The 24,792-nt window shown below is 55.6% G+C and carries 26 protein-coding genes and 1 other RNA gene; 6 read left to right on the top strand and 21 right to left on the bottom strand.

All coding sequences use genetic code 11. The features are described from left to right. Window positions 1-4: 4 nt before the first annotated feature. The 17 genes from lpxC to mraZ all read right to left on the bottom strand — a co-directional run bounded on the left by lpxC (window position 5) and on the right by mraZ (window position 18,647). The gene (gene lpxC / locus ACFQ1Z_RS10810) at window positions 5-940 is read right to left on the bottom strand and encodes a UDP-3-O-acyl-N-acetylglucosamine deacetylase (protein WP_379057567.1); all 936 of its coding nucleotides are present in this window, start codon (window positions 938-940) and stop codon (window positions 5-7) included. 80 nt (window positions 941-1,020) lie between these two features. Beyond that, window positions 1,021-2,190 carry a cell division protein FtsZ gene (ftsZ, locus tag ACFQ1Z_RS10805; protein WP_379057565.1) on the bottom strand — a complete coding sequence of 390 codons (1,170 nt, stop codon included), beginning with the start codon at window positions 2,188-2,190 and terminating at the stop codon, window positions 1,021-1,023. A gap of 65 nt (window positions 2,191-2,255) precedes the next feature. Further along, window positions 2,256-3,494 carry a cell division protein FtsA gene (ftsA, locus tag ACFQ1Z_RS10800; RefSeq protein ID WP_379057564.1) on the bottom strand — a complete coding sequence of 413 codons (1,239 nt, stop codon included), beginning with the start codon at window positions 3,492-3,494 and terminating at the stop codon, window positions 2,256-2,258. A gap of 26 nt (window positions 3,495-3,520) precedes the next feature. After that, window positions 3,521-4,225, bottom strand: coding sequence for a cell division protein FtsQ/DivIB (locus tag ACFQ1Z_RS10795; protein WP_379057562.1), 705 nt, complete (start codon window positions 4,223-4,225; stop codon window positions 3,521-3,523). An 11-nt stretch (window positions 4,226-4,236) separates the two neighbouring features. After that, window positions 4,237-5,154, bottom strand: coding sequence for a D-alanine--D-alanine ligase (locus tag ACFQ1Z_RS10790; protein WP_379057560.1), 918 nt, complete (start codon window positions 5,152-5,154; stop codon window positions 4,237-4,239). Beyond that, complete coding sequence (gene murB, locus ACFQ1Z_RS10785) at window positions 5,151-6,041, bottom strand: UDP-N-acetylmuramate dehydrogenase (protein WP_379057559.1); 891 nt, start codon at window positions 6,039-6,041, stop codon at window positions 5,151-5,153. Before murB ends, ACFQ1Z_RS10790 begins: the two co-directional genes overlap by 4 nt. Further along, window positions 6,038-7,432, bottom strand: a complete 1,395-nt coding sequence (gene murC, locus ACFQ1Z_RS10780; RefSeq protein WP_379057557.1) for a UDP-N-acetylmuramate--L-alanine ligase — start codon at window positions 7,430-7,432, stop codon at window positions 6,038-6,040. Before murC ends, murB begins: the two co-directional genes overlap by 4 nt. Next, on the bottom strand, window positions 7,429-8,529 hold the full coding sequence (gene murG / locus ACFQ1Z_RS10775; RefSeq protein ID WP_379057555.1) for an undecaprenyldiphospho-muramoylpentapeptide beta-N-acetylglucosaminyltransferase: 1,101 nt from the start codon (window positions 8,527-8,529) through the stop codon (window positions 7,429-7,431). The genes murC and murG overlap by 4 nt, the downstream gene beginning before the upstream one ends. 139 nt (window positions 8,530-8,668) lie before the next feature. Beyond that, window positions 8,669-9,835, bottom strand: a complete 1,167-nt coding sequence (gene ftsW, locus ACFQ1Z_RS10770; protein ID WP_379057553.1) for a putative lipid II flippase FtsW — start codon at window positions 9,833-9,835, stop codon at window positions 8,669-8,671. Beyond that, a complete protein-coding gene (gene murD, locus ACFQ1Z_RS10765; protein WP_379057552.1) occupies window positions 9,820-11,190 on the bottom strand; it encodes a UDP-N-acetylmuramoyl-L-alanine--D-glutamate ligase in 1,371 nt (456 codons plus the stop codon). The genes ftsW and murD overlap by 16 nt, the downstream gene beginning before the upstream one ends. Window positions 11,191-11,250: 60 nt before the next feature. Further along, complete coding sequence (gene mraY / locus ACFQ1Z_RS10760) at window positions 11,251-12,354, bottom strand: phospho-N-acetylmuramoyl-pentapeptide-transferase (RefSeq protein WP_379057551.1); 1,104 nt, start codon at window positions 12,352-12,354, stop codon at window positions 11,251-11,253. 8 nt (window positions 12,355-12,362) lie between these two features. Beyond that, a complete protein-coding gene (locus ACFQ1Z_RS10755) occupies window positions 12,363-13,739 on the bottom strand; it encodes a UDP-N-acetylmuramoyl-tripeptide--D-alanyl-D-alanine ligase (protein ID WP_379057550.1) in 1,377 nt (458 codons plus the stop codon). After that, complete coding sequence (locus ACFQ1Z_RS10750; RefSeq protein WP_379057548.1) at window positions 13,736-15,163, bottom strand: UDP-N-acetylmuramoyl-L-alanyl-D-glutamate--2,6-diaminopimelate ligase; 1,428 nt, start codon at window positions 15,161-15,163, stop codon at window positions 13,736-13,738. Before ACFQ1Z_RS10750 ends, ACFQ1Z_RS10755 begins: the two co-directional genes overlap by 4 nt. Continuing rightward, the gene (locus tag ACFQ1Z_RS10745) at window positions 15,160-16,887 is read right to left on the bottom strand and encodes a peptidoglycan D,D-transpeptidase FtsI family protein (protein WP_379057547.1); all 1,728 of its coding nucleotides are present in this window, start codon (window positions 16,885-16,887) and stop codon (window positions 15,160-15,162) included. The genes ACFQ1Z_RS10750 and ACFQ1Z_RS10745 overlap by 4 nt, the downstream gene beginning before the upstream one ends. Window positions 16,888-16,901: 14 nt before the next feature. Further along, the gene (ftsL, locus tag ACFQ1Z_RS10740) at window positions 16,902-17,201 is read right to left on the bottom strand and encodes a cell division protein FtsL (RefSeq protein WP_379057546.1); all 300 of its coding nucleotides are present in this window, start codon (window positions 17,199-17,201) and stop codon (window positions 16,902-16,904) included. A 16-nt stretch (window positions 17,202-17,217) separates the two neighbouring features. Next, on the bottom strand, window positions 17,218-18,204 hold the full coding sequence (rsmH, locus tag ACFQ1Z_RS10735) for a 16S rRNA (cytosine(1402)-N(4))-methyltransferase RsmH (protein WP_379057545.1): 987 nt from the start codon (window positions 18,202-18,204) through the stop codon (window positions 17,218-17,220). After that, on the bottom strand, window positions 18,201-18,647 hold the full coding sequence (gene mraZ / locus ACFQ1Z_RS10730) for a division/cell wall cluster transcriptional repressor MraZ (protein ID WP_379058004.1): 447 nt from the start codon (window positions 18,645-18,647) through the stop codon (window positions 18,201-18,203). The genes rsmH and mraZ overlap by 4 nt, the downstream gene beginning before the upstream one ends. 345 nt (window positions 18,648-18,992) lie before the next feature. Between mraZ and ACFQ1Z_RS10725 the strand changes: the two genes are divergently transcribed. Further along, the gene (locus ACFQ1Z_RS10725) at window positions 18,993-19,361 is read left to right on the top strand and encodes a glutaredoxin family protein (RefSeq protein WP_379057544.1); all 369 of its coding nucleotides are present in this window, start codon (window positions 18,993-18,995) and stop codon (window positions 19,359-19,361) included. A gap of 10 nt (window positions 19,362-19,371) precedes the next feature. Here the strand turns inward: ACFQ1Z_RS10725 and rnpB are convergent. Continuing rightward, window positions 19,372-19,706, bottom strand: an RNA gene (gene rnpB, locus ACFQ1Z_RS10720) — RNase P RNA component class A. Between the two features lie 151 nt (window positions 19,707-19,857). On the opposite strand from rnpB, the gene ACFQ1Z_RS10715 reads away from it, so the two are divergent. Together ACFQ1Z_RS10715 and ung are read left to right on the top strand one after the other, a co-directional pair. Beyond that, window positions 19,858-20,022 (top strand): hypothetical protein, encoded by a 165-nt coding sequence (locus tag ACFQ1Z_RS10715; RefSeq protein WP_379057543.1) that lies wholly within the window; start codon window positions 19,858-19,860, stop codon window positions 20,020-20,022. A 43-nt stretch (window positions 20,023-20,065) separates the two neighbouring features. Beyond that, window positions 20,066-20,752: a uracil-DNA glycosylase gene (gene ung / locus ACFQ1Z_RS10710; RefSeq protein WP_379057542.1), complete on the top strand. Its 687-nt coding sequence runs from the start codon at window positions 20,066-20,068 to the stop codon at window positions 20,750-20,752. A gap of 60 nt (window positions 20,753-20,812) precedes the next feature. On the opposite strand, the gene pyrC is transcribed toward ung, so the two are convergent. Further along, on the bottom strand, window positions 20,813-21,847 hold the full coding sequence (gene pyrC, locus ACFQ1Z_RS10705; RefSeq protein ID WP_379057540.1) for a dihydroorotase: 1,035 nt from the start codon (window positions 21,845-21,847) through the stop codon (window positions 20,813-20,815). Between the two features lie 23 nt (window positions 21,848-21,870). Further along, a complete protein-coding gene (gene rsmI / locus ACFQ1Z_RS10700) occupies window positions 21,871-22,719 on the bottom strand; it encodes a 16S rRNA (cytidine(1402)-2'-O)-methyltransferase (protein ID WP_379057539.1) in 849 nt (282 codons plus the stop codon). A gap of 110 nt (window positions 22,720-22,829) precedes the next feature. Here rsmI and ACFQ1Z_RS10695 point away from each other — a divergent pair, with 110 nt between their 5' ends. The 3 genes from ACFQ1Z_RS10695 (at window position 22,830) to ACFQ1Z_RS10685 (ending at window position 24,208) form a co-directional block, all read left to right on the top strand. Further along, complete coding sequence (locus ACFQ1Z_RS10695; RefSeq protein WP_379057538.1) at window positions 22,830-23,186, top strand: YraN family protein; 357 nt, start codon at window positions 22,830-22,832, stop codon at window positions 23,184-23,186. Window positions 23,187-23,281: 95 nt separating this feature from the next. Then, a complete protein-coding gene (locus ACFQ1Z_RS10690; RefSeq protein WP_379057537.1) occupies window positions 23,282-23,866 on the top strand; it encodes a BON domain-containing protein in 585 nt (194 codons plus the stop codon). Window positions 23,867-23,914: 48 nt separating this feature from the next. Then, complete coding sequence (locus tag ACFQ1Z_RS10685; protein ID WP_379057536.1) at window positions 23,915-24,208, top strand: DUF3579 domain-containing protein; 294 nt, start codon at window positions 23,915-23,917, stop codon at window positions 24,206-24,208. On the opposite strand, the gene ACFQ1Z_RS10680 is transcribed toward ACFQ1Z_RS10685, so the two are convergent. Then, window positions 24,195-24,701, bottom strand: a complete 507-nt coding sequence (locus ACFQ1Z_RS10680) for a TlpA disulfide reductase family protein (protein ID WP_379057535.1) — start codon at window positions 24,699-24,701, stop codon at window positions 24,195-24,197. The genes ACFQ1Z_RS10685 and ACFQ1Z_RS10680 overlap by 14 nt on opposite strands. Window positions 24,702-24,792 lie beyond the last annotated feature (91 nt).

Below are 24,792 nucleotides of genomic sequence, written 5' to 3'. Positions count from 1 at the left end.
CGCCTTAAGCCGCAGGCAAAAATGGCGTCGGGCTGAAATAATCACGCTGCCGCACAAAACCGACCGGCGCCTGGCTGTCGTCAAAGGTACAGTACTCCCAGGCGGTGTCGTCCTGGAGCAAGGCACGTAGCAATTGATTGTTGAGTGCGTGGCCGGATTTGAAAGCAGAGAACTGGCCGACGATGGGGTAACCGAGGATATATAGATCACCTATCGCATCCAGCACTTTGTGCTTGGCAAATTCATCTTCATAGCGCAAACCGCCGCCATTCAGCACTTTGTACTCGTCGAGCACGATGGCGTTATCCAGGCTGCCACCTTTGGCCAGGCCATTGGCGCGCAGGTACTCCACCTCGTGCATAAAGCCAAAGGTGCGCGCACGGCTGATCTCGTCCACATAACTCTGGCTGTCATAATCTATGGTCACGGTCTTGCCGGAGAATTCGAACACCGGGTGTGCGAAATCAATGGTGAATTCGGCTTTAAAACCATGATGCGGCGTAAACTTTGCCCATTTATCGCCTTCTTGTACTTCTACCGGTTTCAGGATGCGCACGAATTTCTTAGGCACATCCAGCTCGGCCAGGCCTGCCGTTTGCAACAGATAGATAAACGGCCCCGAACTGCCATCCATGATGGGCACTTCGGCTGCCGTTAATTCTATCAATATATTGTCTACCCCCAGGCCAGCCAGGGCAGACATCAAATGCTCCACAGTAGCAACGCGCGCACCTGAGAACTCTAGGGCGGAGCTCAGGCGGGTGTCGTTGACTGCCGTCGGGGTAACCCGCATGGCAGGCGTATCGGGCAAATCGATGCGCTTGAACACGACACCATGATCAGCAGGCGCGGGCTTGAGCGTGAGCGTGACTTTCTCACCGCTGTGCAGGCCTACGCCGGTCGCGCTAATCTGTTGTTTAAGCGTGCGTTGCTTTAACATGGTTTTCTCTTTTATCAGTGTCTGACTACTATTATAAGCCAATCCCACTGCTTAGCCGACAGGCAATCACTGCCAGAAGGTTAATCAGCCTGCTTACGCAAGAAAGCCGGGATATCGTACTCTTCTATCCCTGAATTCTTCATCGCCTCAACCTGGGCACGACGGCTGTTGCTGGTAAACACCGCTGGCTCATCTTCTTCAACCACATTCTGGAAGATAGGCTGGTTGGTGGTACCGTCACGCAATGTGCTGCTAGTCATGACTTTCAACTCCGGTTTGGCCTGGCGTTTGCCGATAGAACCGTTCAAACCGGTGGCGACCATGGTCACACGCAGGTTATCACCCATGGCTTCGTCCATGACGTTACCAATGATCACAGTCGCATCTTCTGCGGTGAATTCTTTGATCGTGTTCATCACATCATAGTATTCACGCATCTTGAAGCTGGTGCTGGCAGTGATATTCACCAGTACACCACGCGCATTGGCCAGGTTCACATCTTCCAGCAACGGGCTGGCAACTGCCTGTTCAGCGGCGATACGCGCACGGTTTGGCCCGGTGGCTTCAGCAGAACCCATCATCGCCATACCCATTTCAGACATCACGGTGCGTACATCGGCAAAGTCGACGTTGACCGTACCCGGGCAGTTGATGATCTCGGCAATGCCGGAAACCGCATTCTGCAATACATCATTGGCCGCGCGGTAAGCTTCTACTACGGTCACATCTTCACCCAGCACATCCATCAACTTTTCGTTAGGGATAACGATCAGAGAGTCTACATACTGTGAAAGTTCTTCCAGACCTTCCTGGGCGACTTTGGCGCGTTTGCCTTCAAAAGCAAATGGTTTGGTCACCACAGCGACGGTCAAGATGCCCATTTCACGCGCGACTTCGGCGATGATAGGCGCAGCACCGGTACCTGTACCGCCACCCATGCCGGCGGTGATGAACAGCATATCGGCGCCATCTATGGTCTCGGCGATACTGTCACGGTCTTCCAGTGCGGCTTCACGGCCGATCTCCGGCTTGGCACCAGCACCCAAGCCTTTGGTGATATCAGAACCTATCTGCAATACCACTTTGGCATTGCTCTTTTTCAAGGCCTGCATGTCCGTATTGGTGCAAATAAACTCCACGCCCGGTACCATCTTGGTCATCATGTGCTCAACGGCGTTACCACCGCAACCACCAACACCAATTACCTTGATGACAGCGCCTTCATTCTCTTTATCAAAAATTTCAATCATACTAACCCTCCATTGCCTAATTATTTGAGTGATTGGTTTGCCCCGCACACTCGCCCTAAAAAAAGTTAAAAATTACCTGTAAACCAACTCTTCATTCTCTCCAGCAGACGGCCGACCGAGCCCGACTGCAAATTGCCTACCATTTGTTTTTCTACCTGCTGTTTGGCCATCAGTAACAAGCCTATGCCGGTGGCATAACGCGGGTTACCGACTACTTCAGACAAACCTTCTACATAACGCGGCACACCCAGGCGCACCGGCGTATGAAAAATCTCTTCTCCTAGCTCGACCATGCCGCGCATCTGTGCCGCGCCACCGGTGATGACGATGCCGGAAGCGATCATGGATTCCATGCCGCTACGGCGCAGCTCCTGCTGCACGAACTCGTAAATCTCTTCTACGCGGTCCTCTATCACCTCGGTCAATGCCTGGCACGACAACTGGCGCGGCTCGCGGCCATCCACCGCCTGCACTTCCACCACTTCACGCGGGTCTGCCAGCTGGCGCAGTGCACAGCCGTGCTTGACCTTGATCTCTTCGGCTGACTGCGTAGGTGTACGCAAAGCCACTGCAATATCATTGGTGATCTGGTCACCGGCGATAGGAATGACTGCGGTATGGCGGATAGCGCCATTCTTGAACACCGCGATATCGGTGGTGCCGCCGCCTATATCCACCAGGCAGACGCCCAGCTCCTTTTCATCTTCTGTCAGCACCGACTCACTTGAAGCCAGCGGTTGCAAAATCAGGTCACTGACTTCCAGCCCGCAACGCTTGATGCATTTGACGATATTCTGTGCCGCCGCGATCGCACCGGTGACGATATGCACGCGCACTTCGAGGCGTATGCCGCTCATGCCCAGTGGCTCGCGCACATCTTCCTGGCCGTCGATGATGAATTCCTGGGTCAGGATATGCAGTATCTGCTGGTCGGCGGGCAAGGCGATGGCACGTGCGGTATCCACCACGCGGTCTATATCGCTTTGCGAGACTTCGCTCTCTTTAATCTTGACCATGCCATGTGAATTCAGGCTTTTGACGTGGCTACCGGCAATGCCGGAATAAACGGTGTTGATCTTGCAATCCGCCATCAACTCCACTTCTTCGATCGCGCGCTGTATCGCCTGCATGGTGGAATCGATATTCACCACCACGCCTTTCTTCAGGCCGCGTGAGGCATGCTGGCCCACCCCTATGACCTTGAGCGTGCCTTCCGGCAATATTTCAGCCGCAATCGCCACGATCTTGGATGTCCCGATATCCAGGCCGACGATTAAATTTTTATCTTCTCTGACTCTACTCATGTTTTTTCCTTGCTTGCGGCCATCCCTTAAGCGCCATTACGTGGCATACGTAATGCAAAACCATTGGGATAGCGTAAATCTGCATACCGCCAGTCACTTTCAGCGATGGCTGGCTGTTGGCTGTAAGCGGCCACAAACTGTTGTAATCGTTGCTTGGCCGCTTCGCGGCCCAGCATCATCTGCCGTTTATCGGTGGTCCTGATCTCCCAGGCGCGCCGTGACGACAGGCTCAACTGCTGTATCTGCAGCGAGGTCACCGACAAGGTCTGCGCAAAACTGGCATAGCCTTGCGCCAGTTCTTTCACTGCATCACCCGGGCCGTAAAACACCGGCAACTGCTCGTCAGACGCCGCCTGGAACAACTCGCCATGCCGGTTGACCAGGGCAACCCCACCCCAGCGGCCCAGCGCCTGATGCTCTTCTATCTGTACCACTATGGTGTCTGGCCACTGGCGGCGCACACTGACCTTGCGTGCCCACGGCAGTTTTTCAAAAGCGGTACGCGTGCGCTGCAGATCCAGCGTATAAAAATTACCTTTTAAATACTTGCTGACTATCAGCTGGATCTGCTCATGGTTGACATGGTCCAGATTGCCTTCTACCTGCACGTGCTTGACCGGGAAGATAGGCAAGTGCAGCACCACGAATAACAAGGCGTACAGCAGCAACACCACTGCCAGTGAAAACAGCAGGTTGGCAGTCCAGTTCAGCAATGTCGGCCTATTCCACATCGTCTATTCCGTTAAGCCTTTAATGTTTGTTGCAAAATGCGCACCACCAGTGCATCAAAATCCAGGCCGGCAGCCTTGGCCGCCATAGGCACCAGACTGTGGTCTGTCATGCCCGGGCTGGTGTTCACTTCCAGGAAATAATGTTTGCCCGACTCATCCATCAAAAAGTCCACCCGGCCCCAGCCGCTGCAGCCCAGCACTCTAAATGCCTGCAGTGCTTCAGCCTGTATCTGTTGCTCCTGTGCGGCGGATAAGCCGCTAGGGCAACGGTATTCGGTGTCGTCACGCAGGTACTTGGCTTCGTAATCGTAATATTCGTTCTTGGGCACTATGCGTATCACCGGCAATGCGCTATCACCGAGTATGCCTACCGTATATTCACCACCACCGACAAACTGTTCGGCCAGCACCAGAGGGTCAGAAGCTTTGGCCAGCGTGTAGGCTGCAGCCAGCTCGCTGGCCTGCTTGACCTTGCTCACGCCTATGCTTGAACCTTCATTGGCCGGTTTCACAAACAGCGGCAGGCCCAGTTTGGCCACCACGGCGTCGGCTGACGTAGTGTCATCCATCAGCACGTAATCAGGGGTGACTACGCCCGCCGCAGTCCACAACAGTTTGCTGCGCCATTTGTCCATGCCCAGGGCCGAGGCCATCACGCCGCTGCCGGTGTAAGGGATATCCATCAACTCCAGCGCGCCCTGGATAGTGCCATCTTCACCATAGCGGCCATGCAAGGCGATAAAGGCGCGGTCAAACGCTTTCAATGCCGAGAGCTCCTGCGTGGCCGGGTCAAAGGCATGCGCATCCACACCCTGGCGCAGCAAGGCTGCCAGCACCGCAGCGCCGCTCTTGAGCGAAACTTCACGCTCGCCGGAACGGCCACCGAATAACACTGCCACCTTGCCAAAATTATGCTGTGTCGCACTCATACTTTAGTTACGCTTTCTCCGATGACTTTTACTTCTTGTATCAATTCCACACCCTGCTTCTCGTGCACGGTGGCTTTCACACGCGCGATCAGCGCTTCTATATCTGCCGCACTCGCATGCCCCAGATTGACGATGAAATTGGCATGCTTTTCTGAAACCTGTGCCCCACCTATGGTGGTGCCCTTTAAACCTGATGCTTCTATCAGCCTGGCGGCAAAATCGCCTTCCGGGTTACGGAAAGTCGAGCCGGCACTGGGCATATTCAGCGGCTGGCTCGCCAGACGTTTGGCCAGCAACTGCTTGATCTTTTCGGCAGAGGCTTTGCCATCGCCCGGCGGCACGGCGAACCAGCCACCCAGAAACCACTCATCTGCCACCGGATGCGTCACATGCCGGTATACCGGCTGGTACTCTGCGCGGTCGCGTACCTGCACCGCACCGCTGCGGTGTATGGTTTTCACTTGGTCTACCCATTGCCAGGTCTCCCCGCCGTAGCAACCGGCATTCATCGCCAGTGCACCACCTACCGTGCCGGGAATACCCGCCATGAATTCGGCACCGGCTCTGTCATGGCTGGCGGCAAAGCGGGCCAGTTTGGCGCAGGTGACGCCGGCATCGGCATACACGCGCTCGCCTTGCATCTCCAGTTGTTGCAAAGCCTGGTGCATGACCACCACGGTGCCGCGTACGCCACCATCGCGCACCAGCAGGTTGCTGCCCAATCCTATAAAGGTCAGCGGCTCACTGGCGGGCAGTTGCTGCAAAAACTGCTGCAACTGTGCCACGTTGTCGGCCAGCACCAGTTGGTCGGCCACACCACCTACACGCCAGCTGGTGTAGCGGGTCAGCGGTTCGTGCTGTAAAACCTGTAATGCGGCCGTAGTCATAGCACTGCCAGCTCCCGGGTTTTTGCCGCCACACTGCCGATATTGCCGGCGCCCATGACCACGATCACATCATCCGGTAACAGGCTTTCCAGGATCGCCTGTGGCAATTCTTCAGAAGTCTCTACAAAGCGTGGCTCCACTTTGCCATTGACGCGCACAGCCCGGATCAGGCTGCGCGTATCGGCGGCCACGATAGGGGCTTCGCCCGCGGCGTAGACTTCGGTCAATAACAGCGCATCCACCGTGGAGAGCACTTTCACAAAATCTTCAAAGCAGTCACGCGTGCGGGTGTAGCGATGCGGCTGGAATGCCAGCACCAGGCGCCGGCCGGGAAAGGCGCCACGCGCAGCGGCGATCACCGCCTGCATTTCCACCGGGTGATGGCCGTAGTCATCCACCAGGGTGGCATGGCCGTTCGCCACCGGGATTTCGCCATAACGCTCGAAACGGCGGCCTACGCCCCTGAACTCGGCCAGCGCTTTGAGGATGGCCGCGTCTGGCACATTCAGCTCGGTGGCGATCGCGATCGCGGCCAGCGCGTTCAGCACATAGTGATGGCCGGGCAAGTTGAGCGTGACTTCATTGCGTACTGTGGTGCCATTCTTGCGGATCAGCGTGAAATGCATACGGCCGCCATCGGCGACGATATTCTCGGCGCGTATGCTGGCTTCTTCATGCGTGCCATAAGTGGTGACCGGACGCGTGACGCGCGGCAGGATCTCACGCACGTTGGCGTCATCTATGCACATCACCGCCATGCCCCAGAACGGGATCTGCTGCAGAAATTCGACAAAAGCTGTTTTCAGCTTGTCGAAGCTGTGCTCGTAGGTATCCATATGGTCCTGGTCTATATTGGTGACCACTGCCAGCACCGGATTCAGGTGCAGGAAAGAAGCATCAGACTCATCCGCTTCTACCACTATCCACTCACCGGTACCCAGGCGGGCATTGGCACTTGCCGCTTCCAGCTTGCCGCCTATGACAAAAGTCGGGTCCATATCCGCTTCTGCCAATATGCTGGCGATCAGGCTGGTGGTAGTCGTTTTACCGTGCGTACCGGCCACGGCGATGCCCTGCTTAAAGCGCATCAGCTCAGCCAGCATCAGCGCACGCGGGATCACGGCTACCTTACGCGCACGGGCGGCGATGATTTCCGGGTTTTCTTCATTGATGGCACTGGAGACCACGACCACATCGGCATCACCCAGGTGTTCGCTGGCATGACCCTGGAACACGGTGGCACCAAAACCTTGCAGGCGCTTGGTGGTGACGTTGCTGGCCAGGTCAGAGCCGCTCACTTCAAAGCCAAGATTCAGCAATACCTCGGCAATGCCGCTCATGCCCGAGCCGCCTATGCCGACAAAATGAATTTTTTTGACTTTATGTTTCATAGCGAACTTTGCTTCATCGTTGTTTTGGCTGCCGCCAGTTGCTGGCAGATGTCTGCCACCTGGCGCGTTGCATCCGGCCTGGCCAGTGCGCGTGCTTTTTGTGCCATAGCCAGGCAGGTGTTACGGTCCAGCGTTTTCAAAATATTTGCCAGCTGCGCCACATCCAGATCCCGTTGCTGGATCAGCAACGCAGCACCCGCTTGTTGCAGGTAAGCAGCATTGGTGGTCTGGTGGTCATCCACCGCAAACGGGAACGGCACCAGTATGCTGGCGGCACCTACATTCGCCAGTTCGGCCACCGTCAGTGCACCGGCACGGCAGATCACCAGGTCAGCCCAGGCATACACTTGTGCCATATCCTGGATAAAGGCACGGCAATCGGCCGCTACACCAGCGGCTGCATAGGCCTGCTTCAGTGCCTGGATATGTTTTTCACCTGCCTGGTGTATGATCTGCGGCCGCGCATCTGCCGGCAGCAGCGCGAAAGCTTTGGGCAACTGCGTATTCAATGCGGCTGCACCCAGACTGCCCCCCACCACCAGTATGCGTAACTCACCTGCATGCTCAGCAAAGCGCACTTGCGGTACTGGCAAACTGCTGATGTCCTCACGTACCGGATTACCTACCATCTCGCCTTTGCTACCCAGTGCCTGCGGGAAACCGGTTAAGACACGGTCAGCGATCTTAGCCAGTGACTTATTGGTCAGCCCGGCCACAGAATTCTGCTCATGGATGACCAGCGGCACAGCTGCCAGTTTCGCCATCACGCCACCAGGAAAAGCAGCAAAGCCGCCCATGCCCAGCACCACATCAGGCTGGTGCTGTTGAATAGCCTGCCTGGCCTGGCTGAATGCACGCAGCAGTTTCAGCGGCAATGTCAGCCAGCCGAGCAGGCCCTTGCCGCGCACGCCCTGCATGGTCATCATGGCTTTGGCATACGGTTTATCGGCGATCAGGCGATTTTCCATGCCGCCCGCGGTCGCCAGCCAGACGATGTTCCAGCCTTGCGCGTGCAAGGCATCTGCCACCGCGATCGCCGGATATACATGACCACCAGTGCCGCCAGCCATCACCATCAATGTGTAAGGCCGGCTCATGTCGTCAAGCCTTTCTGCAAACGGTGATTTTGGCTCCGGCCGCTACGCTTAACTTGCTCAGCATGCGCTGAACAAGTTAGCCTGCGCCGAAATAAACGGCCGTTTTCCATATTCATGTTCTTGAAAATTTCCGACTGCTTCATGTCGTCAACCCTTTCTGAAGCCGTCTATTTTCAAAATCTATGCGCAGCAGCACCGCCATGGCGATGCAGTTGGCCAGTATGCCGCTACCGCCATAAGACAACAGCGGCAGGGTCAGGCCTTTGGTCGGCAGCAAGCCCATGTTGACGCCCATATTGATAAAGCCCTGCACGCCTATCCAGACCCCTATGCCCTGTGCCAGTAGTGCAGCGTAATAACGTTCGTTGGCTACAGCTTCCTTGGCGATACTGAAAGCGCGTATCACCAGCCAGGCGAACAGCAGCACTACCACCATGACGCCTACATAGCCTAATTCTTCAGCCACCACTGCCAGCAGGAAATCGGTATGCGCTTCTGGCAGGTAGAGCAGTTTTTCCACGCTGCCGCCCAGGCCTACGCCCCAGAACTCGCCGCGGCCGAAGGCGATCAGCGCGTGTGACAGCTGGTAGCCGGTATCAAACGGGTCATCAAATGGGTTGAGGAAGCCTTTCATACGCTCCAGCCGGTACGGCTCCATCACCACCAGCCCGACCACTGCCAGCGGTAACGCCGCCAGCATGGCCAGGAATATCTTGATATGCACCCCGCCCAGCCACATGATAGAGAAGGCGATGGAGGCGGTCACGGCAAAGGCACCGAAATCCGGCTCGCGCAACAGCAATACGCCGACAAACACCATCACGCCCAGCATGGGCAAAAAGCCTTTGGTGAAACTGTGCATACTGCTGGCTTTGCGCACTGCATAATCAGAGGCATACATGGCAATAAACAGTTTCATCAATTCTGACGGTTGCAGGTTCATGATCAGCAAAGAGATCCAGCGCCGGCTGCCGTTGACCACTTTGCCTATGCCGGGGATAAGCACCAGCACCAGCAACACGATGCCAAACACAAACAGGTAGGGCGACATTTTTTGCCACCAGGCCATAGGCACCTGGAACACGATCACGGCCGCGACCAGCCCTACCGCGATATACAGCGCCTGGCGCATGAGGAAATAGGTACTGTTATGGCCGAACATCTTGCTGGCATCGGCATAGGCGATAGAGGCCGAGTAGACCATGACCATGCCGAACGCCAGCAATGACAACACCACCCACAGCAGCGACATATCGTAGCTGGGGGAGTTGTAGCGCTCGCGGGTCATCATCAGCGGACCAAGCATGCGGCCTCCATGGCTTTGACGGCTTCAACAAATACTTGCGCTCTGTGCTCATAGTTCCTGAACATATCGAAACTGGCGCAGGCGGGTGACAGCAACACGGCGTCACCGGCTTCAGCCAGCGTCTTGGCGATATGCACGGCTGCGGCCAGGTCCACGGCATCCACCACCGGCACCTGCACGTTCTGCAGCACCTGCTGGATCTTGGGTCCATCACGCCCTATCAGCACTACCGCGCGCGCGTGTTGCACCACCGCCTCCCGCAACGGGCTGAAATCCTGGCCTTTACCATCACCACCGGCGATCAGCACCACTTTCTGCGGTTTGCCATGTTTGAGCATGCCGCTGATAGCCGCGGTGGTTGCGCCTACATTGGTGCCTTTGGAGTCGTCATAAAAGTCGACTTCGTCGATACTGGCGACCCATTCCACACGGTGTGGCAGCCCGGTGAATGACTGCACGGTGTGCAGGATAGACACTTTGTCCACGCCTATGGCCTGGGTCAAAGCAATGGCCGCCAGCGCATTGGCAATATTGTGTTTGCCACGGATACGCAAACTGTCGGCTTCGATATAGTGCCTGTGCCCGGCGCACAACCAGCCCAGGTCATTCAAACCATAATCGTTGATGCTGGGTGCCGGGTTCACGCCAAACGACACCTGTGGCAACTGGCCGGCCAGAGCGGCACTGGCAGGGTCATCGCGGTTGACGATGGCGATGCGGGCATGCTGGTAGATACGCGCCTTGGATTGCGCGTAATCGTCCATGCCGCTATACCTATCCATATGATCTTCAGACAGGTTGAGCACCGTTGCCGCGTCCACCACCAGTTGATGCGTGGCTTCCAGCTGAAAGCTGGACAGCTCAAGCACGTAGACATCCGGCGCTGTCATCTGCAGGGTATCCAGCACCGGCACGCCTATATTGCCTGCCACTATGGTATTGAGCCCGGCCTGTTTGCAGATCTCGCCGACCAGGGTAGTGACCGTGGTTTTGCCGTTAGAGCCGGTGATGGCGATCACTTTGGCATAGGGCGCACGGAAACGGGCGAACAACTCGATATCACCGATCACGCTCTTGCCCTGCGCCAGCAACTGTTGCAGCACCGGCTCTTTCAGCGAAACGCCGGGGCTAGTGACTATGGTATCCATGGCGGCTAGCAGTGCCGCATTGAATGGCCCCAGATGGCATTCCACACCAGGGAATTCTTCGAGCAATCTGTCCTGCCCCGGTGGGTGCAGGCGTGAGTCGAACATCACCACTTCGGCACCCATCTGACGCAGCCAGCGCAAAGCAGAGAAGCCGGTGTCACCCAGTCCTATCACTGCTACGCGCTGTTGTTCAAATTGTTTTTTCATGGCTATGTTCTAATGAATCCTGTTTTATATTTATGCTACTTATCTGAGTTTCAGGGTGGCTTATCTGAGTTTCAAAGTAGATAGTCCCACCAGTACCAGCATCATGGTGATGATCCAGAAGCGCACCACCACTTGCGTCTCTTTCCAGCCTTTTTGTTCATAGTGATGATGCAAAGGCGCCATCAGAAAGATACGTTTGCCTGTGCCTGTCATTTTTTTGGTGTATTTGAAATACAGCACCTGGGCCGCCACCGAGAAAGTCTCCACCACGAACACGCCGCCCATGATGAACAGCACGATCTCCTGGCGCACGATGACAGCGACCACGCCCAGGGCGGCACCCAGCGCCAGCGCGCCTACATCACCCATGAACACTTCGGCCGGATAGGCGTTGAACCAGAGAAAGCCCAGCCCGGCACCGGCCATGGCGGCACAGAACACCATCAACTCGCTGGCGCCTTCTACATAAGGGATACCCAGGTATTTGGCGAACACGATGTGGCCGGCAACATAGGAAAACAGCGCCAGTGCCGCGGCCACCATCACGGTAGGCAGAATGGCCAGGCCATCCAGGCCGTCGGTCAGGTTGACGGCATTGCTGCTACCGACGATCACCAGGTAGGTCAGCACGATGAAACCAACCGCGCCTAGCGGCAGCACCAGGTGTTTGAAAAACGGCACGATCAGGGTGGTCTCTACCGGCGTGGTGGAAGTCGCATATAAAAATATGGCGACGCCAAAACCGATCAGGCTTTGCCAGAAATATTTTTCTTTGGCGGACAGGCCTTTAGGGTTTTTGTAAACCACTTTGCGGTAATCATCGACCCAGCCCACTGCACCAAAACCCAAAGTGGTGATCAGCACAACCCAGATAAAACGGTTATGCAGATTGCCCCATAACAGGGTGGAGATGGCGATCGCCACCAGTATCAGCGCGCCACCCATGGTCGGTGTGCCGGCTTTGACCAGATGGGTCTGCGGGCCATCATCACGTACCGCCTGGCCCACTTTGTATTCAGTCAGCTTGCGTATCATGGCTGGCCCGACCAGAAAGGAGATCGCCAGTGCCGTGAGCGTCGCCAGCACCGCGCGTAGCGTGATGTAATCAAATACATGGAACCCACGTACATCTGACGACAACCACTTTGCCAATTCCAATAACATAAGCTTCCCTATTTCCCCACCAGTTCGGTGGCTTGTGTTTCCACCAGCGCATTGACTACGCGTTCCATCTGCATGAAACGTGAGCCTTTCACCAGTACGATGTCTGCTGCGCCTGTATTTGCCTGTAATGCAGCTATCAATGCTTCTAAGCTGTCGAAATGCTGGCCCTGGCTGCCAAAAGCATGCACCGCCGCCTGGCTGTGTTTGCCCATGGCGTACATGGCATGCACGCCATGCGCTTGGGCATAACGCCCGATCTCGGCATGCATGGCTTCAGCGTCAGCACCGAGTTCGCCCATATCGCCCATCACGAATACAGTGCGCTTGCTGTCGTTATGCAGACAGTAGTTGTGCAACACGTCCAGTGCCGCTTTCATAGAATCCGGGTTGGCGTTGTAGGTGTCATCTATCACCCTGGCACCATTGACCGCTGTTTTCTGTTGCAAGCGGCCTTTCACACCACCAAAGCCCTGCAAGCCCTGCGCAACTTCATCTAGTGTCGCGCCAGCGGCCAGGCTGGCAGCAGCCGCCGCCAGGGCGTTCATCATATTGTGTACGCCAGGCACCGCCAGCGTCAGCGTGACTGCAGCCTGCTGGTAATGCAGTTTGAAACCACCCTGGTCCAAAGCCTCGGCGCGCACATCGGCGGCAGCATGCAAACCAAAGGTCAGCACGCGGCGGGTGCTGTTGAGGCCACGCCAGTAGTCTGCAAATTCGCTGTCGGCATTGATCACCGCGATACCGTCAGCAGCCAGCCCACTAAAAATCTCACCTTTGGCTTTGGCGATGTTTTCACGCGAGCCCAGCTCACCGATATGGGCGGTGCCGGCATTGTTGATGACAGCCACGTTAGGCCTTGCGATGCGGGTCAGGTAATCTATCTCACCGAGGTGGTTCATGCCCATCTCGATCACGGCGCTGCGGTGGAAAGGCCGCAGGCGCAGCAAGGTCAAAGGCATGCCGATATCGTTATTAAAGTTGCCGGCAGTCGCCAGCACCTTGTCGGCACCACCCACATGCAACTGCATGATGGCAGCTATCATTTCCTTGGTGGTGGTCTTGCCGTTGCTGCCGGTCACCGCGATCAGCGGCGTGCCCAGATGCTGGCGCCAGTAAGCAGCCAGCTCACCCATGGCCAGCCGCGTATCCTGTACTTCTACCACGGCTAATTCGGTTTGCACGGCGTGCGACACCAGTGCAGCAGAAGCACCAAGGGCAGTGACCTGTGGCAAAAAGTCATGCCCGTCGAATTTTTCGCCAGGCAAGGCGACAAACAGCTGGCCCGGCTGCGCGCGGCGGCTATCGGTGTCTACCGAGCTGACCATGACATCTGCTCCATGCAGTGTGCCTTTTGTTACCTCAGCAATGGTTTGTAGTGACATCATGCCTGCGCCCTCTTTTTCAGCGCGTTGAGCACCCACTCGGCATCGCTGAACGGATAGCGTATGCCTTGAATCTCCTGATAGTCTTCATGGCCTTTGCCCGCCACCAGCACCACATCGCCCTTGCCCGCGCGCGAGATCGCCAGCGCGATCGCTTTGGCACGGTCGGTCTCCATGGTGAAATCACGGCTCAGGCCTTCGGAGATGGCGGCGATGATGGCATAAGGGTTTTCACTGCGCGGGTTATCGTTGGTCACGATCACACTATCAGCCAGCGTACCGGCGATGCGGCCCATCTCACTGCGTTTGCCGCTATCGCGGTCACCGCCACAACCAAACACGCAGCTTAATTTGCCACGCGCCTGCACGCGCAGGGTATCCAGCGCTTTTTCCAGCGCATCCGGCGTATGTGCATAATCGACCACCACCAGTGGCAGGTCACCGCCACCGAACATCTGCATGCGGCCAGCCACCGGCACCAGGCCAGAGACCGCTTGCAAAGCGGCGGGCAAGGCGACGTCGTGCACCAGCAGACAGGCCAGCACCGCCAGCACGTTATAGATATTGAACTGGCCGAGGGCATGCAATTGCACCACGCCATCACCTTGTGGGGTGCGCACCTGGACCTCAAAGCCGGTCGCATGCATGGTCACCGCCGTGGCGCATACATCGGCCTCATGCATGCCGTAACTCAGCACAGTCTTGCCTTGCAGACGCAGGCGCTCTATCAGGGTCACACCAAACGCATCGTCGGCATTGATCACTGCGGCACTCAAGGTCTGCCAGTCAAACAGTTTTTGCTTGGCTAACTGGTAGGACTCCATGGTCACGTGGTAATCGAGGTGGTCACGTGTCATATTGGTGAACACCGCCACGTCGAACGACACGCCGTTGACTCTGCCCTGGTCCAGGCCATGTGAAGACACTTCCATCGCCACCATCTGCACGTCTTCGAGCAGGAAATTGGCCAGGATCTTTTGTACTTCCACCGGGCCAGGCGTGGTATTTTGGGTAGGCTGCAGGTCATCCAGCGCGCCATTGCCCAGCGTGCCTATCACCGCTGACCGCTGTTGCAAAAAGCGGTAAGCCTGTGCCAGCCAGTGGGTGACAGTGGTTTTGCCATTAGTGCCGGTGACGCCTACACACCACAGCTGCTCTGAAGGGTCTTTATAGAACTGGCTGGCAATATGGCCGACCTGGAACTTCAGGTCAGGGATGGCGATATTGTGTACCGTCCACTCCGGGTTCCAGTCAAAGCCCTGGCTATCCCAGATCACCGTATTGGCACCTTTGCCTATGGCGTCAGGTATATACTCGCGCCCGTCGCCATGCTGGCCTGGATAGGCCAGGAACAAACCATGTTTTTCCACCTGGCGGCTATCTGCGGTGATGCCATGTACCGGCGCGGGAATGATGTATTTACTCACATCGCCTCCGGTACAGCATTCGCTTCGCTAGGTGTTGCCAGCGGCACGGCATTGCCATCCTGCGGGATAGCCAGCATGCGCAACACATCATTCATCACGGCACTGAACACCGGGGCGGCGACACTGCCACCGTAATATTCGCCATTGCTCGGCTCATCTATCATCACCGCCATGATCAGGCGCGGGTTTGACGCAGGCACCATACCGACAAACGAACCCACATATTTGTCATGCTCATAGCCATGTGCCCCCAGCTTGTGCGCGGTGCCGGTCTTGCCGCCGACGCGATAACCGGTGACCTGGGCTTTCAGCGCAGTACCTCCCGGTTGCACCACCAGCTCCAGCATATCTTTTACCGCGTTGGCCACCTTGGCAGAAAACACCTGGCGGCCCACTGGCGGCTCAGGCAGTTTGGTCAGCGTCACTGGCAGCAATTCGCCTTCATTGGCGAATACGGTATAGGCTCTGGCCAGTTGCAACAGGGTGACACTGATGCCGTGACCATAAGACATGGTCGCCTGCTCGATAGGACGCCAGGTTTTGTAATCGCGCACCTTGCCTGAGGCCTCGCCCGGAAAGCCTATCTTGGTCGGCGCGCCAAAACCAAGCTGGATATAGGTGTTCCACAACTGTTCGCGGTTAAGCTCCAGCGCCATTTTGGCAGAGCCAACATTAGAAGACTTCTGTATGATCTGCGACACGCTCAGCATCTGATTAGGGTGGGCGTCATGTATGGTGGCAGTGCCTACGCGCAGATAGCCTGGCGCGGTCTGTATCTTGGTATCCGGCTGGTAAGGGCCGAACTCCATCGCGGCGGCGGCCGTGACCGGTTTCATGGTAGAGCCGGGCTCGAAAATATTGACGATGGCAGAATTGCGCAGCTTGCTGGCGACATTGCCCGGGTTATTCGGGTTATAGGTTGGGATATTCACCAATGCCAGCACTTCGCCGGTCTTGGCATCCAGCACCACTGCAGCGGCGGCCTTGGCCTTGTGCTTTTCTACCGCGCGTGACAGCTCCCTGTGCACCACGTATTGCACGGTGCGGTCTATGCTCAGCACCAGGTCCTGGCCATCGTGCGGCAACTTGATGGCGACCAAGTCTTCCACCACATGGCCTTTGCGATCACGCACGAAATCGCGCTTGCCGGAAGTGCCGGAAAGCACGCTGTTGCGGTAGAGCTCCATGCCCTCGACGCCGGTGTCATCAACACCGGTGAAACCGACGATATGCGCCGCCACTTCTGCCGCAGGGTAGAAGCGTTTGTATTCCTTCTGACTGAATACGCCGGGCACTTTCATCGCCATCACCAGTTTTGCCACATCGGGCGCTACTCTCCGTTTGATATATACAAATTCTTTTTTCTTTTGCTGCACTTTTTGCTGCAACTCTTTTGGCCGCATTTCCAGCAATTTGGCCATCTGCTTCAACTGCGCCGCCGAGATATTCACATCGGTCGGGTTCATCCATAACGACTCCACCGGCAAGCTGATCGCCAATGGCTTGAAGTTACGGTCATAGATCTTGCCGCGGTGCGGCATCAGCTCTACTTTGCGACGCGAAAACGCCTCGCCTTTTTTAATCAAGTAATCCTTATGCAGGGTTTGCAGGTAAAACCCGCGACCCAGCAACAGCACAAAACTCAGCAGCACCAGCACCAGCAGCGTCCTTCTGCGCCAGGCGGGCAACTTGACCAGCTTGTGTTGACTCTCTTTAAGCAGCATGTGCACTCACCGCTTTACGGCGCTGCCGGCGCAACCACAGGGGCTGCCGGCAGGTCTATAACCATCACCTGCGTTTGCTGCATGCTGGGGCTGTGCATATGCAAACGCGCCGTGGCGAATTCTTCCAGGCGCGAATGCATGGCCCAGGTACTCTGTTCTATCTGCAACTGGTCATACTCTGTCATATATTGCTTGGTCAGCATTTCCTGCCGGTCCAGCTCAAAATACAACTTGCGCGCTTTGTACTGCGCTGTCACCACGCCCAACGCCATGGCGATGGTGACAGCAAATAAGATCAGGTTCAGGCGTATCATTTAGTCACTGCACCCGTTACTGCACGTGCGTGCGTTCAGCCACGCGCAACACCGCACTGCGTGAACGCACATTAGCCGACACCTCGGCCTTGCCTGGCTTGATGGCTTTACCTATGGCCCGCAAACGCGGCTGCGGCAGGTCTACGGCACGCACCGGCAAGCCACTGGGCAAGTTATCCCTATCCATTTCGGACTGGATGAAACGCTTGACGATGCGGTCTTCCAGCGAGTGAAAGCTGATCACTGCCAACCGGCCATGCTCACGCAACAGGCGCAGACAATCCGGCAACACTAGCGAGAGTTCCTCAAGCTCTTGATTGACGAAAATCCGTAAAGCCTGAAATGTGCGCGTTGCAGGGTTCTGGCCCGGCTCAACCTTGTGGATGGCGCCTGCCACGATCTTGGCAAGTTGTCCCGTAGTGGTGATGGCATGCCCATCTTCGCGCTCCTTAACAATCGCCCTTGCAACCTGCTTAGCAAACCGTTCTTCACCATAATCCCTTATCACCTCACCCAATTGCTTCTCTGAAATAGTCGCCAACCACTCGGCGGCAGTTTTGCCACGACTCTGATCCATACGCATATCCAGCGGCCCGTCAAAACGGAAACTGAAACCGCGCTCACCTTCATCTATCTGCGGTGACGAAATGCCCAGGTCGAGCAAAATACCATCTACCGCGTCTATACCCAGCTCAGCCAATACCGCTGTCATGCCGGAAAAATGCACATGGGCGATGCTGAACCGCGCATCGTCTATTGTTTTTGCGTGTGCGACCGCTGCCAGATCGCGATCCAGCGCGATCAGACGGCCTTTGGCACCCAGCTTGGAGAGTAACAGGCGGCTGTGGCCGCCACGTCCGAAAGTGCCGTCGACGTAAACGCCATCGGCACGCACATTGAGCGCAGCGACAGCCTCATGCAATAACACCGTGATGTGGCTGGCGGCTGGCGACACAGACGTTTCCGTCGAAGACGCGGGCGCTGACTTCGCGCCCGTCATCATAGTGAGAATCCCTCTAGTTCTTGCGGGATCTGCAGTTGATCAGTGGACATCAGTTTTTCCAACTGCTCATCCCAGGCGGCGACATCCCATAGCTCAAAATGGCTACCCTGGCCGACCATCATCACGTCTTTATCCAGATGGGCGAATTTGCGCAGCACGGCATTGACCAGCAGGCGGCCGGCAGAATCGAGATGCATGACATCGGCCTGGCCGACTATCATGCGCTGTATACCACTGATCTGAGGATTGAAACTAGACAAACTGGTCAGTTTGGTTTCTATGGGTTCCCAGGCGGCCTGGGGGTAAAGGATAAGGCATCGGTGCGGGTGCGCGGTAAGCACCAGCTCACCCTGGCCACCCGCAGTCAGGGCGTCCCTATGCTTGGCTGGCACACTGAGCCGACCTTTAGCATCCAAACTTAACTGTACCGCACCGCGAAACATGTTTACCTGACTGTCCTTTTTCACACCTTGCGTTCGTTTATGAGAAAATTTCCCACAATTCAACACAAAATCACCCTTTTGCACACTATAGATAAAATAAAAGTGCTTGGCAAGCACTTTGGTGGAAAAATTTCTTTAAAGACAAAGACTTACGACATTTTAACAAGTCAATTTAAATCAACACATTGGCGCATTAAACAAACAAATTCGTTTAATAAAAATAGCTATCCCATTGAAAATATTGAATAATTAAAAAATTTTAGTTTTACTGCCATTTTTTAGCTTAAAACTGGTCGAATCACTGGTCGAATACTCAGCTTGGAAGCTAAGACTGCACCCACACATATGTCACACAAATTGAAGTTTTTTCTGGTAGGCCTAGGTATCCTGCTCGCCATGGAATGGCGAGGCCTGCTGTATTACCTTGCGCCAGCGCCGGACTTTGGCCAAGGCGAGGTGACGCTATACGCGACCGACTGGTGTCCGTACTGCGAAAAAACCCGCGCCCTGCTGGCGCAAAAGCAGGTGCCATATAAGGAATACAATATAGAGACTTCGGAACAGGGGCGTAGCCAATACCAGCGCCTGGCCGGAAATGGTGTACCGGTATTGCTGATAGACGGAGAAGTAGTACGCGGTTACAACGAGAAAACCATCGTTGCCGCGCTGACGCAGTGGCAAAACCGACAGACGGCGGAAAAGCAGACCAAGTGACAAAAAAAGAAAGTAAAGCCAACCGATAAGCCGGGTTCTGTATCCACTTGCGTGGCGACAGTCATTCCTCTAGGCGCGCAATTACTCACACGCTCAAGCTATCTACCCGCTGGCAGCGCGAGCCACGCCTTATTACTTGCGTAAAATGCCAGCCTATTTGATATTGCTGCAGATGGAGGTTACCGCGTTTCACCGTAACTTAATACGCTCGTCTCTGTGGCCCTATTCCTCACCTTATACTGTTACCAGCTTTCAGCGTACGGCCGTTAGCCGTCATCCCGCTCTGTGCAGCCCGGACTTTCCTCCCCCTAGCAATTGCTAAGCGGCGACTGTCTGGTTGGCTTCAGGCGGCAGTTTAACACGAAGCAAAAAACACTTGCCGGCCTATTCACTAAAGAATTACACTCATTGAGCCTGATCCCGCTCAAACAGGCGGCAGGCAGAGCGATCGATTCAAGTGTTATTGAGCGTCTGCACCGTTTGCAAGGTTAGCGCTATGCAAGGCCCATTTAAAAGAGAAGACAGAACTTACTACCTGAGCGATGAGCGCATGGCGGCGTTCAGAGCGCTGACACCGGCGCAACGCCTGGCATGGGTAGAGCAAGTGGCAGCTTTCTTGCGTAAGGCTGCCATCGCTAGACAAAATCAGCTTAAAGATTAAACAGACGCACCTTAAAAAGCAGTTTCTTAGCAAAAAAATCAAGATGACTTCAGCAGAAAAAACCGGTCAACTCCACCCCTCATGGCAAGCAAAAATTGGCGATGAACTCGACAAGCCTTATATGCTTTCGCTCAAGGCGTTTTTGCAGCAGGAGAAAGCGGCAGGCAAAACCATATACCCTCCCGGGCCGCTTATTTTCAACGCTTTTAACCATACGCCGTTTGATCAGGTGCGCGTGGTCATCATAGGGCAGGACCCTTACCACGGGCCGGGGCAGGCGCATGGCCTGAGTTTTTCAGTGCAGACAGGCGTGGCTTTACCACCCTCACTGATGAATATCTTCAAGGAGATACAGGCAGATATAGGCATACGCATGAGTGGCAGTGGCGATCTGACGCCGTGGGCAGACCAGGGCGTGCTGCTGCTGAATGCCACCCTGACGGTGCAGATGGCGACTGCCGGTTCGCACCAGAACCGCGGCTGGGAGCAATTCACCGATGCGGCAATCACCGCTCTCAATGCAGAGCGCGAGGGCCTGGTGTTTGTGTTGTGGGGCAGTTATGCGCAGAAAAAAGGGGCCATGATAGACCCGGCTAAACATTTGATTTTAAAGTCCGTGCATCCGTCACCATTGTCGGCGCACCGCGGATTCTTTGGCAACCGCCCATTTTCACAGATCAACGACTACCTGGTGTCGCGCGGGCAAACGGCCATTAACTGGCAGCTGTAGAGCTCAGTTACCTGGCAGCAGCGCCGGCAAAGTGCAAGCAGCTGGCACTGCCAGCAACTTTTATAGCAGCTTCCAGGCGATGGACTGACCGGCACGCAGTGGCACCAGCACATCATCGGCAAACGGTATAGTCTCCGGCACCAGCCAGCTTTGTTTGCTTAAAGTGACCTTATCAGTGTTGCGCGGCAGCTGATAGAAGTCCGGCCCGTAAAAACTGGCAAAACCTTCCAGCTTGTCCAGCGCGCTTGCCGCTTCAAAGGCTTCGGCATACAACTCGATGGCGGCATGGGCGGTATACATACCGGCACATCCGCAACTGGCTTCCTTGGCCGATTTTGGATGCGGCGCGCTATCTGTACCCAGGAAGAACTTGGCTGAACCGGAGATCGCCGCCTTGACCAGTGCCTGCCTGTGCGTTTCGCGCTTGAGCACCGGCAGGCAGTAATGGTGCGGGCGTATGCCGCCGGTGAACATAGCATTGCGGTTCATAAGCAAATGATGCGCGGTGATGGTAGCCGCCAGATTGCCAGGGCCTTGCGCCACAAACTCGGCGGCATCTTGGGTGGTGATATGTTCAAACACCACTTTCAGGCCGGGAAAATCTTTTAGCAAAGGCTGCAAATGGCGGTCTATAAACACTTTCTCGCGGTCGAACACGTCTATCTCGGCATCCGTGACTTCACCGTGTATCAACAATGGCAGGCCCAGCTTTTCCATCTCTGCCAGCACGGCGGCACATTTGGCCAGGCTGGTGACGCCGGAATCACTGTTGGTGGTGGCACCGGCCGGATATAGTTTGACCGCCTTGACTACGCCATACTGGTGCGCGCGCGTGATCTCTTGCGCCGCCATATTGTCGGTCAGGTACAAAGTCATCAGCGGCTCGAAATCCAGGCCGGCCGGCAAGGCTTGTTTGATACGCGCATGATAGTCACGCGCAGCCTCTGCGCTTGCCACCGGCGGGCGCAGGTTGGGCATGACGATGGCGCGGGCAAACTGCCTGGCGGTATCGGGCAGAACTGCTTTTAAAGTGTCGCCATCGCGCAGGTGCAGATGCCAGTCATCGGGGCGGGTGATCGTCAGTTGGGTAGTCATGTTTGCATCATCGTCTTAAAAAGTTATACAGCGGCCTTGTATGCCAGTGCCGCTTCATAGAGTTCGTTTTTCTTGTGGCCGGTGATATCCGTGGCGAGGGCGACCGCCTGTTTCAGCGGCAGCTCCTGCAGCAGGCGCTTGAGTATACGTTGCGTGTTCTCATCCAGCCCCTCCTGCTTCTCAACCGGGGCCGGGTGTATCAGCAACACGAACTCGCCGCGCTGCTGGTTGCTATCTGCCTGTAACCAGTCCACCGCGCCGGCCAGGTGACTGGTGTGTATGGTCTCAAAGGTCTTGGTCAGTTCACGCGCCACGGTCAGCATACGCTCGCTGCCAAAAACGCTGAGCAAGTCTTGCACGCACTCGACGATACGGTGCGGGGCTTCGTACAGCACCAGGGTGACAGTCACCGCTTTCAGGCTTTCCAGCCGCTTGCGGCGTTGCGAGCCGCTGGCGGGCAAAAAACCTTCAAAGCAGAAGCCGGCCTGGGTGATACCAGAGGCTGATAAGGCCGCGATCACTGCACTGGCGCCAGGGATAGGCACCACTTTCAAACCGGCGGCGCGCACGGCCTGCACTACCACGGCACCGGGGTCACTCACTGCCGGGGTACCTGCATCGGTGACCAGCGCGATAGACTCGCCGGCCTGTAGGCGCTTAAGCAAAGCTTCGGCCGAATGCTGCTCGTTATGCTCATGCACGGCGATCAGGGGTTTGCTGATGCCAAAATGCCGCAACAAGCCCACACTATGCCGGGTGTCCTCGGCGGCGATCGCATCCACCTGTTTCAGGGTTTCCAGCGCGCGCAGGGTGATATCGCCCAAATTGCCTATCGGTGTTGCCACCACATATAATGTACCCGGTTCACTCATGGCGGTATTTTAAGGCATAGCGGGCGTTTCGCTAAGTAATATAGAAATGGCAGCATACAAGCGGGAGCTAAAAATGCAGAGCAGACCAGGATCATCAGCAGCTAAGCAGGATGAAGCTTAACCAGAACAACAAAGGTATCGCGGCAGAAGCGGCGGCGGCCAGGTTTCTTACCCGGCAGGGCCTGGTGTTGCTGCAACAGAACTATAGTTGCCGCTTTGGCGAGATAGACCTGATCATGCGTGACAATCAGGAGCTGGTATTTGTAGAGGTCAGGCTGCGTAGCAACCTTAAATTCACCAGTGCCGCCGACAGCATACACCCGCACAAGCAGCAAAAACTCATACGTGCGGCCCAGCACTACCTGCAAAATCTTAACGCCAGCAGCCCGTGCCGCTTTGACGTGGTGCTGTTTGACAACGACAGTTACGACTCACCCAACTGGATTCGTAATGCAATAGACACATAAAAAGCGTAGAATTTTATTTATTACCTGCTGTCACACTACTCATTGTCACGATTCATCTCGTGATCCTAAGTTTTTATCGTAGAACAAGGAAACTCATGAATCAAAAAATCCACGCCAAAAAAATCTCTGTTATTGCCATGTTACTGATCAGCACACAGCTGAGTGGCTGTTTTCCCGCTATCGTGGGCGGTGCAGCTGCAGGTGGCGCCATGGCCGCTGATCGCCGCTCTTCTGGCATTTACGTTGAAGATGAGAATATAGAATTAAAAACCTTGAAACGCATCTCGCAATATATGGATAAGTCTTCACATATCAACGTGACCAGTTACAACCGCATCGTGCTGCTGACTGGCGAAGTGCCGAATGCAGGCCAACAGGCGCAGGCAGAAACGCTGACCCGCGAGGTCGCCAATGTGCGTGACATACACAATGCCATCACCGTAGGTTTCACTTCTTCTATCAGTGACCGCAGCAATGACGCCTATATCACCACCAAAGTGAAAGCGCGCTTCCTCAGTGAAAACCTGTTCCCGGCCAATGTGGTGAAAGTGGTGACTGAAGCAGGACTGGTCTACCTGATGGGTATAGTCTCGGAAAAAGAAGCCAATGATGCGGTGGAGATCGCCAGAACCACTGAAGGCGTGAGCAAAGTGGTTAAAGTGTTTGAATACTCTAAATAAATTTTATTTTAAATAAATTTTCAATAGCCTAAGCTTTAAGGAAACTGAATGGAAGACCAGGAAATCATCATCCAAGGCATCACACTTGCCGGAAAACCCTTTCGCCCCAGCGACTGGGTGGACCGCATGTGCAGCACTTACGCCAGCTTTGGCGTGGACAAGAAACTACGCTACTCGCCTTACTTAAAGCCCAAGCTGGTGAATAATGTGCGCAGCCTTTCAGTAGACATGAAACTGAAACAGGTCAACCCGGAAGGTTTCGAGCAATTGATACAGTTTGCCAAGGAAAACCAGCTCAGCATCATTAACCCGGCTGGTGAAGCGGTGACTATCGAGGCTTAAGCTCTCCGGTATCCGCAGCCGCGGCGTCTTTCAGCAACTGCTCCAGCCAGTGCTTGCTGACAGCGCCGCGCTTTACTTTATAGAGCCGCCCATCGGGATGGTAGATATAAGTCGTAGGCAGTACTTCAGGTTGCGGCACTGCCTTGTTTTGAGCGTCACCTAAAATGACCGGGAATGAGATCAGCATATCTTCGGCAAAATCCCTGACTGATTTTTCACTCTTGTACTGCACCGCCACCCCCAGCACCATGACATTTTGCCGGCGGTGCTCGTCATAAAAGGCCACCAGTTCCGGCATCTCCTGCAGGCAGGGCGGGCACCAGGGCGCCCAGTAGTTGACCACCAGCCAGCGGCCTTTATATTGAGACTGCTGATGGCTGTGACCGGCAGTGTCCTGCATCACCCATGCCGCGGGCAGTTCGGCCAGCAGGCTATTGGCCCACAGCAGGCCCAGCAAACCCATGATCCATAGTCTGTAAATGTTATGTTGCATTAAATACCATCAGTTGGAATTAACAGCCTGCTCTTGAAAACCACACTATTGCTACCATCATAGTATATGTATAGAAAAAGACTTGATTCTG

This window comes from Methylophilus luteus (assembly GCF_042676265.1).
Taxonomy (GTDB): Bacteria; Pseudomonadota; Gammaproteobacteria; order Burkholderiales; family Methylophilaceae; genus Methylophilus; species Methylophilus luteus.
Note: the sequence above shows the minus strand (reverse complement) of the source record. Positions and strands in the feature narration are given on the sequence as shown.

Bases quoted from the DNA above. Each gene is read 5' to 3' on its own strand.
- rsmH (WP_379057545.1), bottom strand. From the start codon at position 18,204: ATGATGACGGGCGCGAAGTCAGCGCCCGCGTCTTCGACGGAAACGTCT.
- ACFQ1Z_RS10715 (WP_379057543.1), top strand. From the start codon at position 19,858: ATGCAAGGCCCATTTAAAAGAGAAGACAGAACTTACTACCTGAGCGAT.
- ftsA (WP_379057564.1), bottom strand. From the start codon at position 3,494: ATGAGTAGAGTCAGAGAAGATAAAAATTTAATCGTCGGCCTGGATATC.
- rsmI (WP_379057539.1), bottom strand. From the start codon at position 22,719: ATGAGTGAACCGGGTACATTATATGTGGTGGCAACACCGATAGGCAAT.
- ACFQ1Z_RS10690 (WP_379057537.1), top strand. From the start codon at position 23,282: ATGAATCAAAAAATCCACGCCAAAAAAATCTCTGTTATTGCCATGTTA.
- ung (WP_379057542.1), top strand. From the start codon at position 20,066: ATGACTTCAGCAGAAAAAACCGGTCAACTCCACCCCTCATGGCAAGCA.
- murD (WP_379057552.1), bottom strand. From the start codon at position 11,190: ATGAAAAAACAATTTGAACAACAGCGCGTAGCAGTGATAGGACTGGGT.
- ftsL (WP_379057546.1), bottom strand. From the start codon at position 17,201: ATGATACGCCTGAACCTGATCTTATTTGCTGTCACCATCGCCATGGCG.
- ACFQ1Z_RS10685 (WP_379057536.1), top strand. From the start codon at position 23,915: ATGGAAGACCAGGAAATCATCATCCAAGGCATCACACTTGCCGGAAAA.
- ftsZ (WP_379057565.1), bottom strand. From the start codon at position 2,190: ATGATTGAAATTTTTGATAAAGAGAATGAAGGCGCTGTCATCAAGGTA.
- murC (WP_379057557.1), bottom strand. From the start codon at position 7,432: ATGAAACATAAAGTCAAAAAAATTCATTTTGTCGGCATAGGCGGCTCG.
- pyrC (WP_379057540.1), bottom strand. From the start codon at position 21,847: ATGACTACCCAACTGACGATCACCCGCCCCGATGACTGGCATCTGCAC.
- mraZ (WP_379058004.1), bottom strand. From the start codon at position 18,647: ATGTTTCGCGGTGCGGTACAGTTAAGTTTGGATGCTAAAGGTCGGCTC.
- murG (WP_379057555.1), bottom strand. From the start codon at position 8,529: ATGAGCCGGCCTTACACATTGATGGTGATGGCTGGCGGCACTGGTGGT.
- lpxC (WP_379057567.1), bottom strand. From the start codon at position 940: ATGTTAAAGCAACGCACGCTTAAACAACAGATTAGCGCGACCGGCGTA.
- mraY (WP_379057551.1), bottom strand. From the start codon at position 12,354: ATGTTATTGGAATTGGCAAAGTGGTTGTCGTCAGATGTACGTGGGTTC.
- ACFQ1Z_RS10725 (WP_379057544.1), top strand. From the start codon at position 18,993: ATGTCACACAAATTGAAGTTTTTTCTGGTAGGCCTAGGTATCCTGCTC.
- ACFQ1Z_RS10790 (WP_379057560.1), bottom strand. From the start codon at position 5,154: ATGAGTGCGACACAGCATAATTTTGGCAAGGTGGCAGTGTTATTCGGT.
- ACFQ1Z_RS10680 (WP_379057535.1), bottom strand. From the start codon at position 24,701: ATGCAACATAACATTTACAGACTATGGATCATGGGTTTGCTGGGCCTG.
- ftsW (WP_379057553.1), bottom strand. From the start codon at position 9,835: ATGCTTGGTCCGCTGATGATGACCCGCGAGCGCTACAACTCCCCCAGC.
- ACFQ1Z_RS10695 (WP_379057538.1), top strand. From the start codon at position 22,830: ATGAAGCTTAACCAGAACAACAAAGGTATCGCGGCAGAAGCGGCGGCG.
- murB (WP_379057559.1), bottom strand. From the start codon at position 6,041: ATGACTACGGCCGCATTACAGGTTTTACAGCACGAACCGCTGACCCGC.
- ACFQ1Z_RS10745 (WP_379057547.1), bottom strand. From the start codon at position 16,887: ATGCTGCTTAAAGAGAGTCAACACAAGCTGGTCAAGTTGCCCGCCTGG.
- ACFQ1Z_RS10795 (WP_379057562.1), bottom strand. From the start codon at position 4,225: ATGTGGAATAGGCCGACATTGCTGAACTGGACTGCCAACCTGCTGTTT.
- ACFQ1Z_RS10755 (WP_379057550.1), bottom strand. From the start codon at position 13,739: ATGATGTCACTACAAACCATTGCTGAGGTAACAAAAGGCACACTGCAT.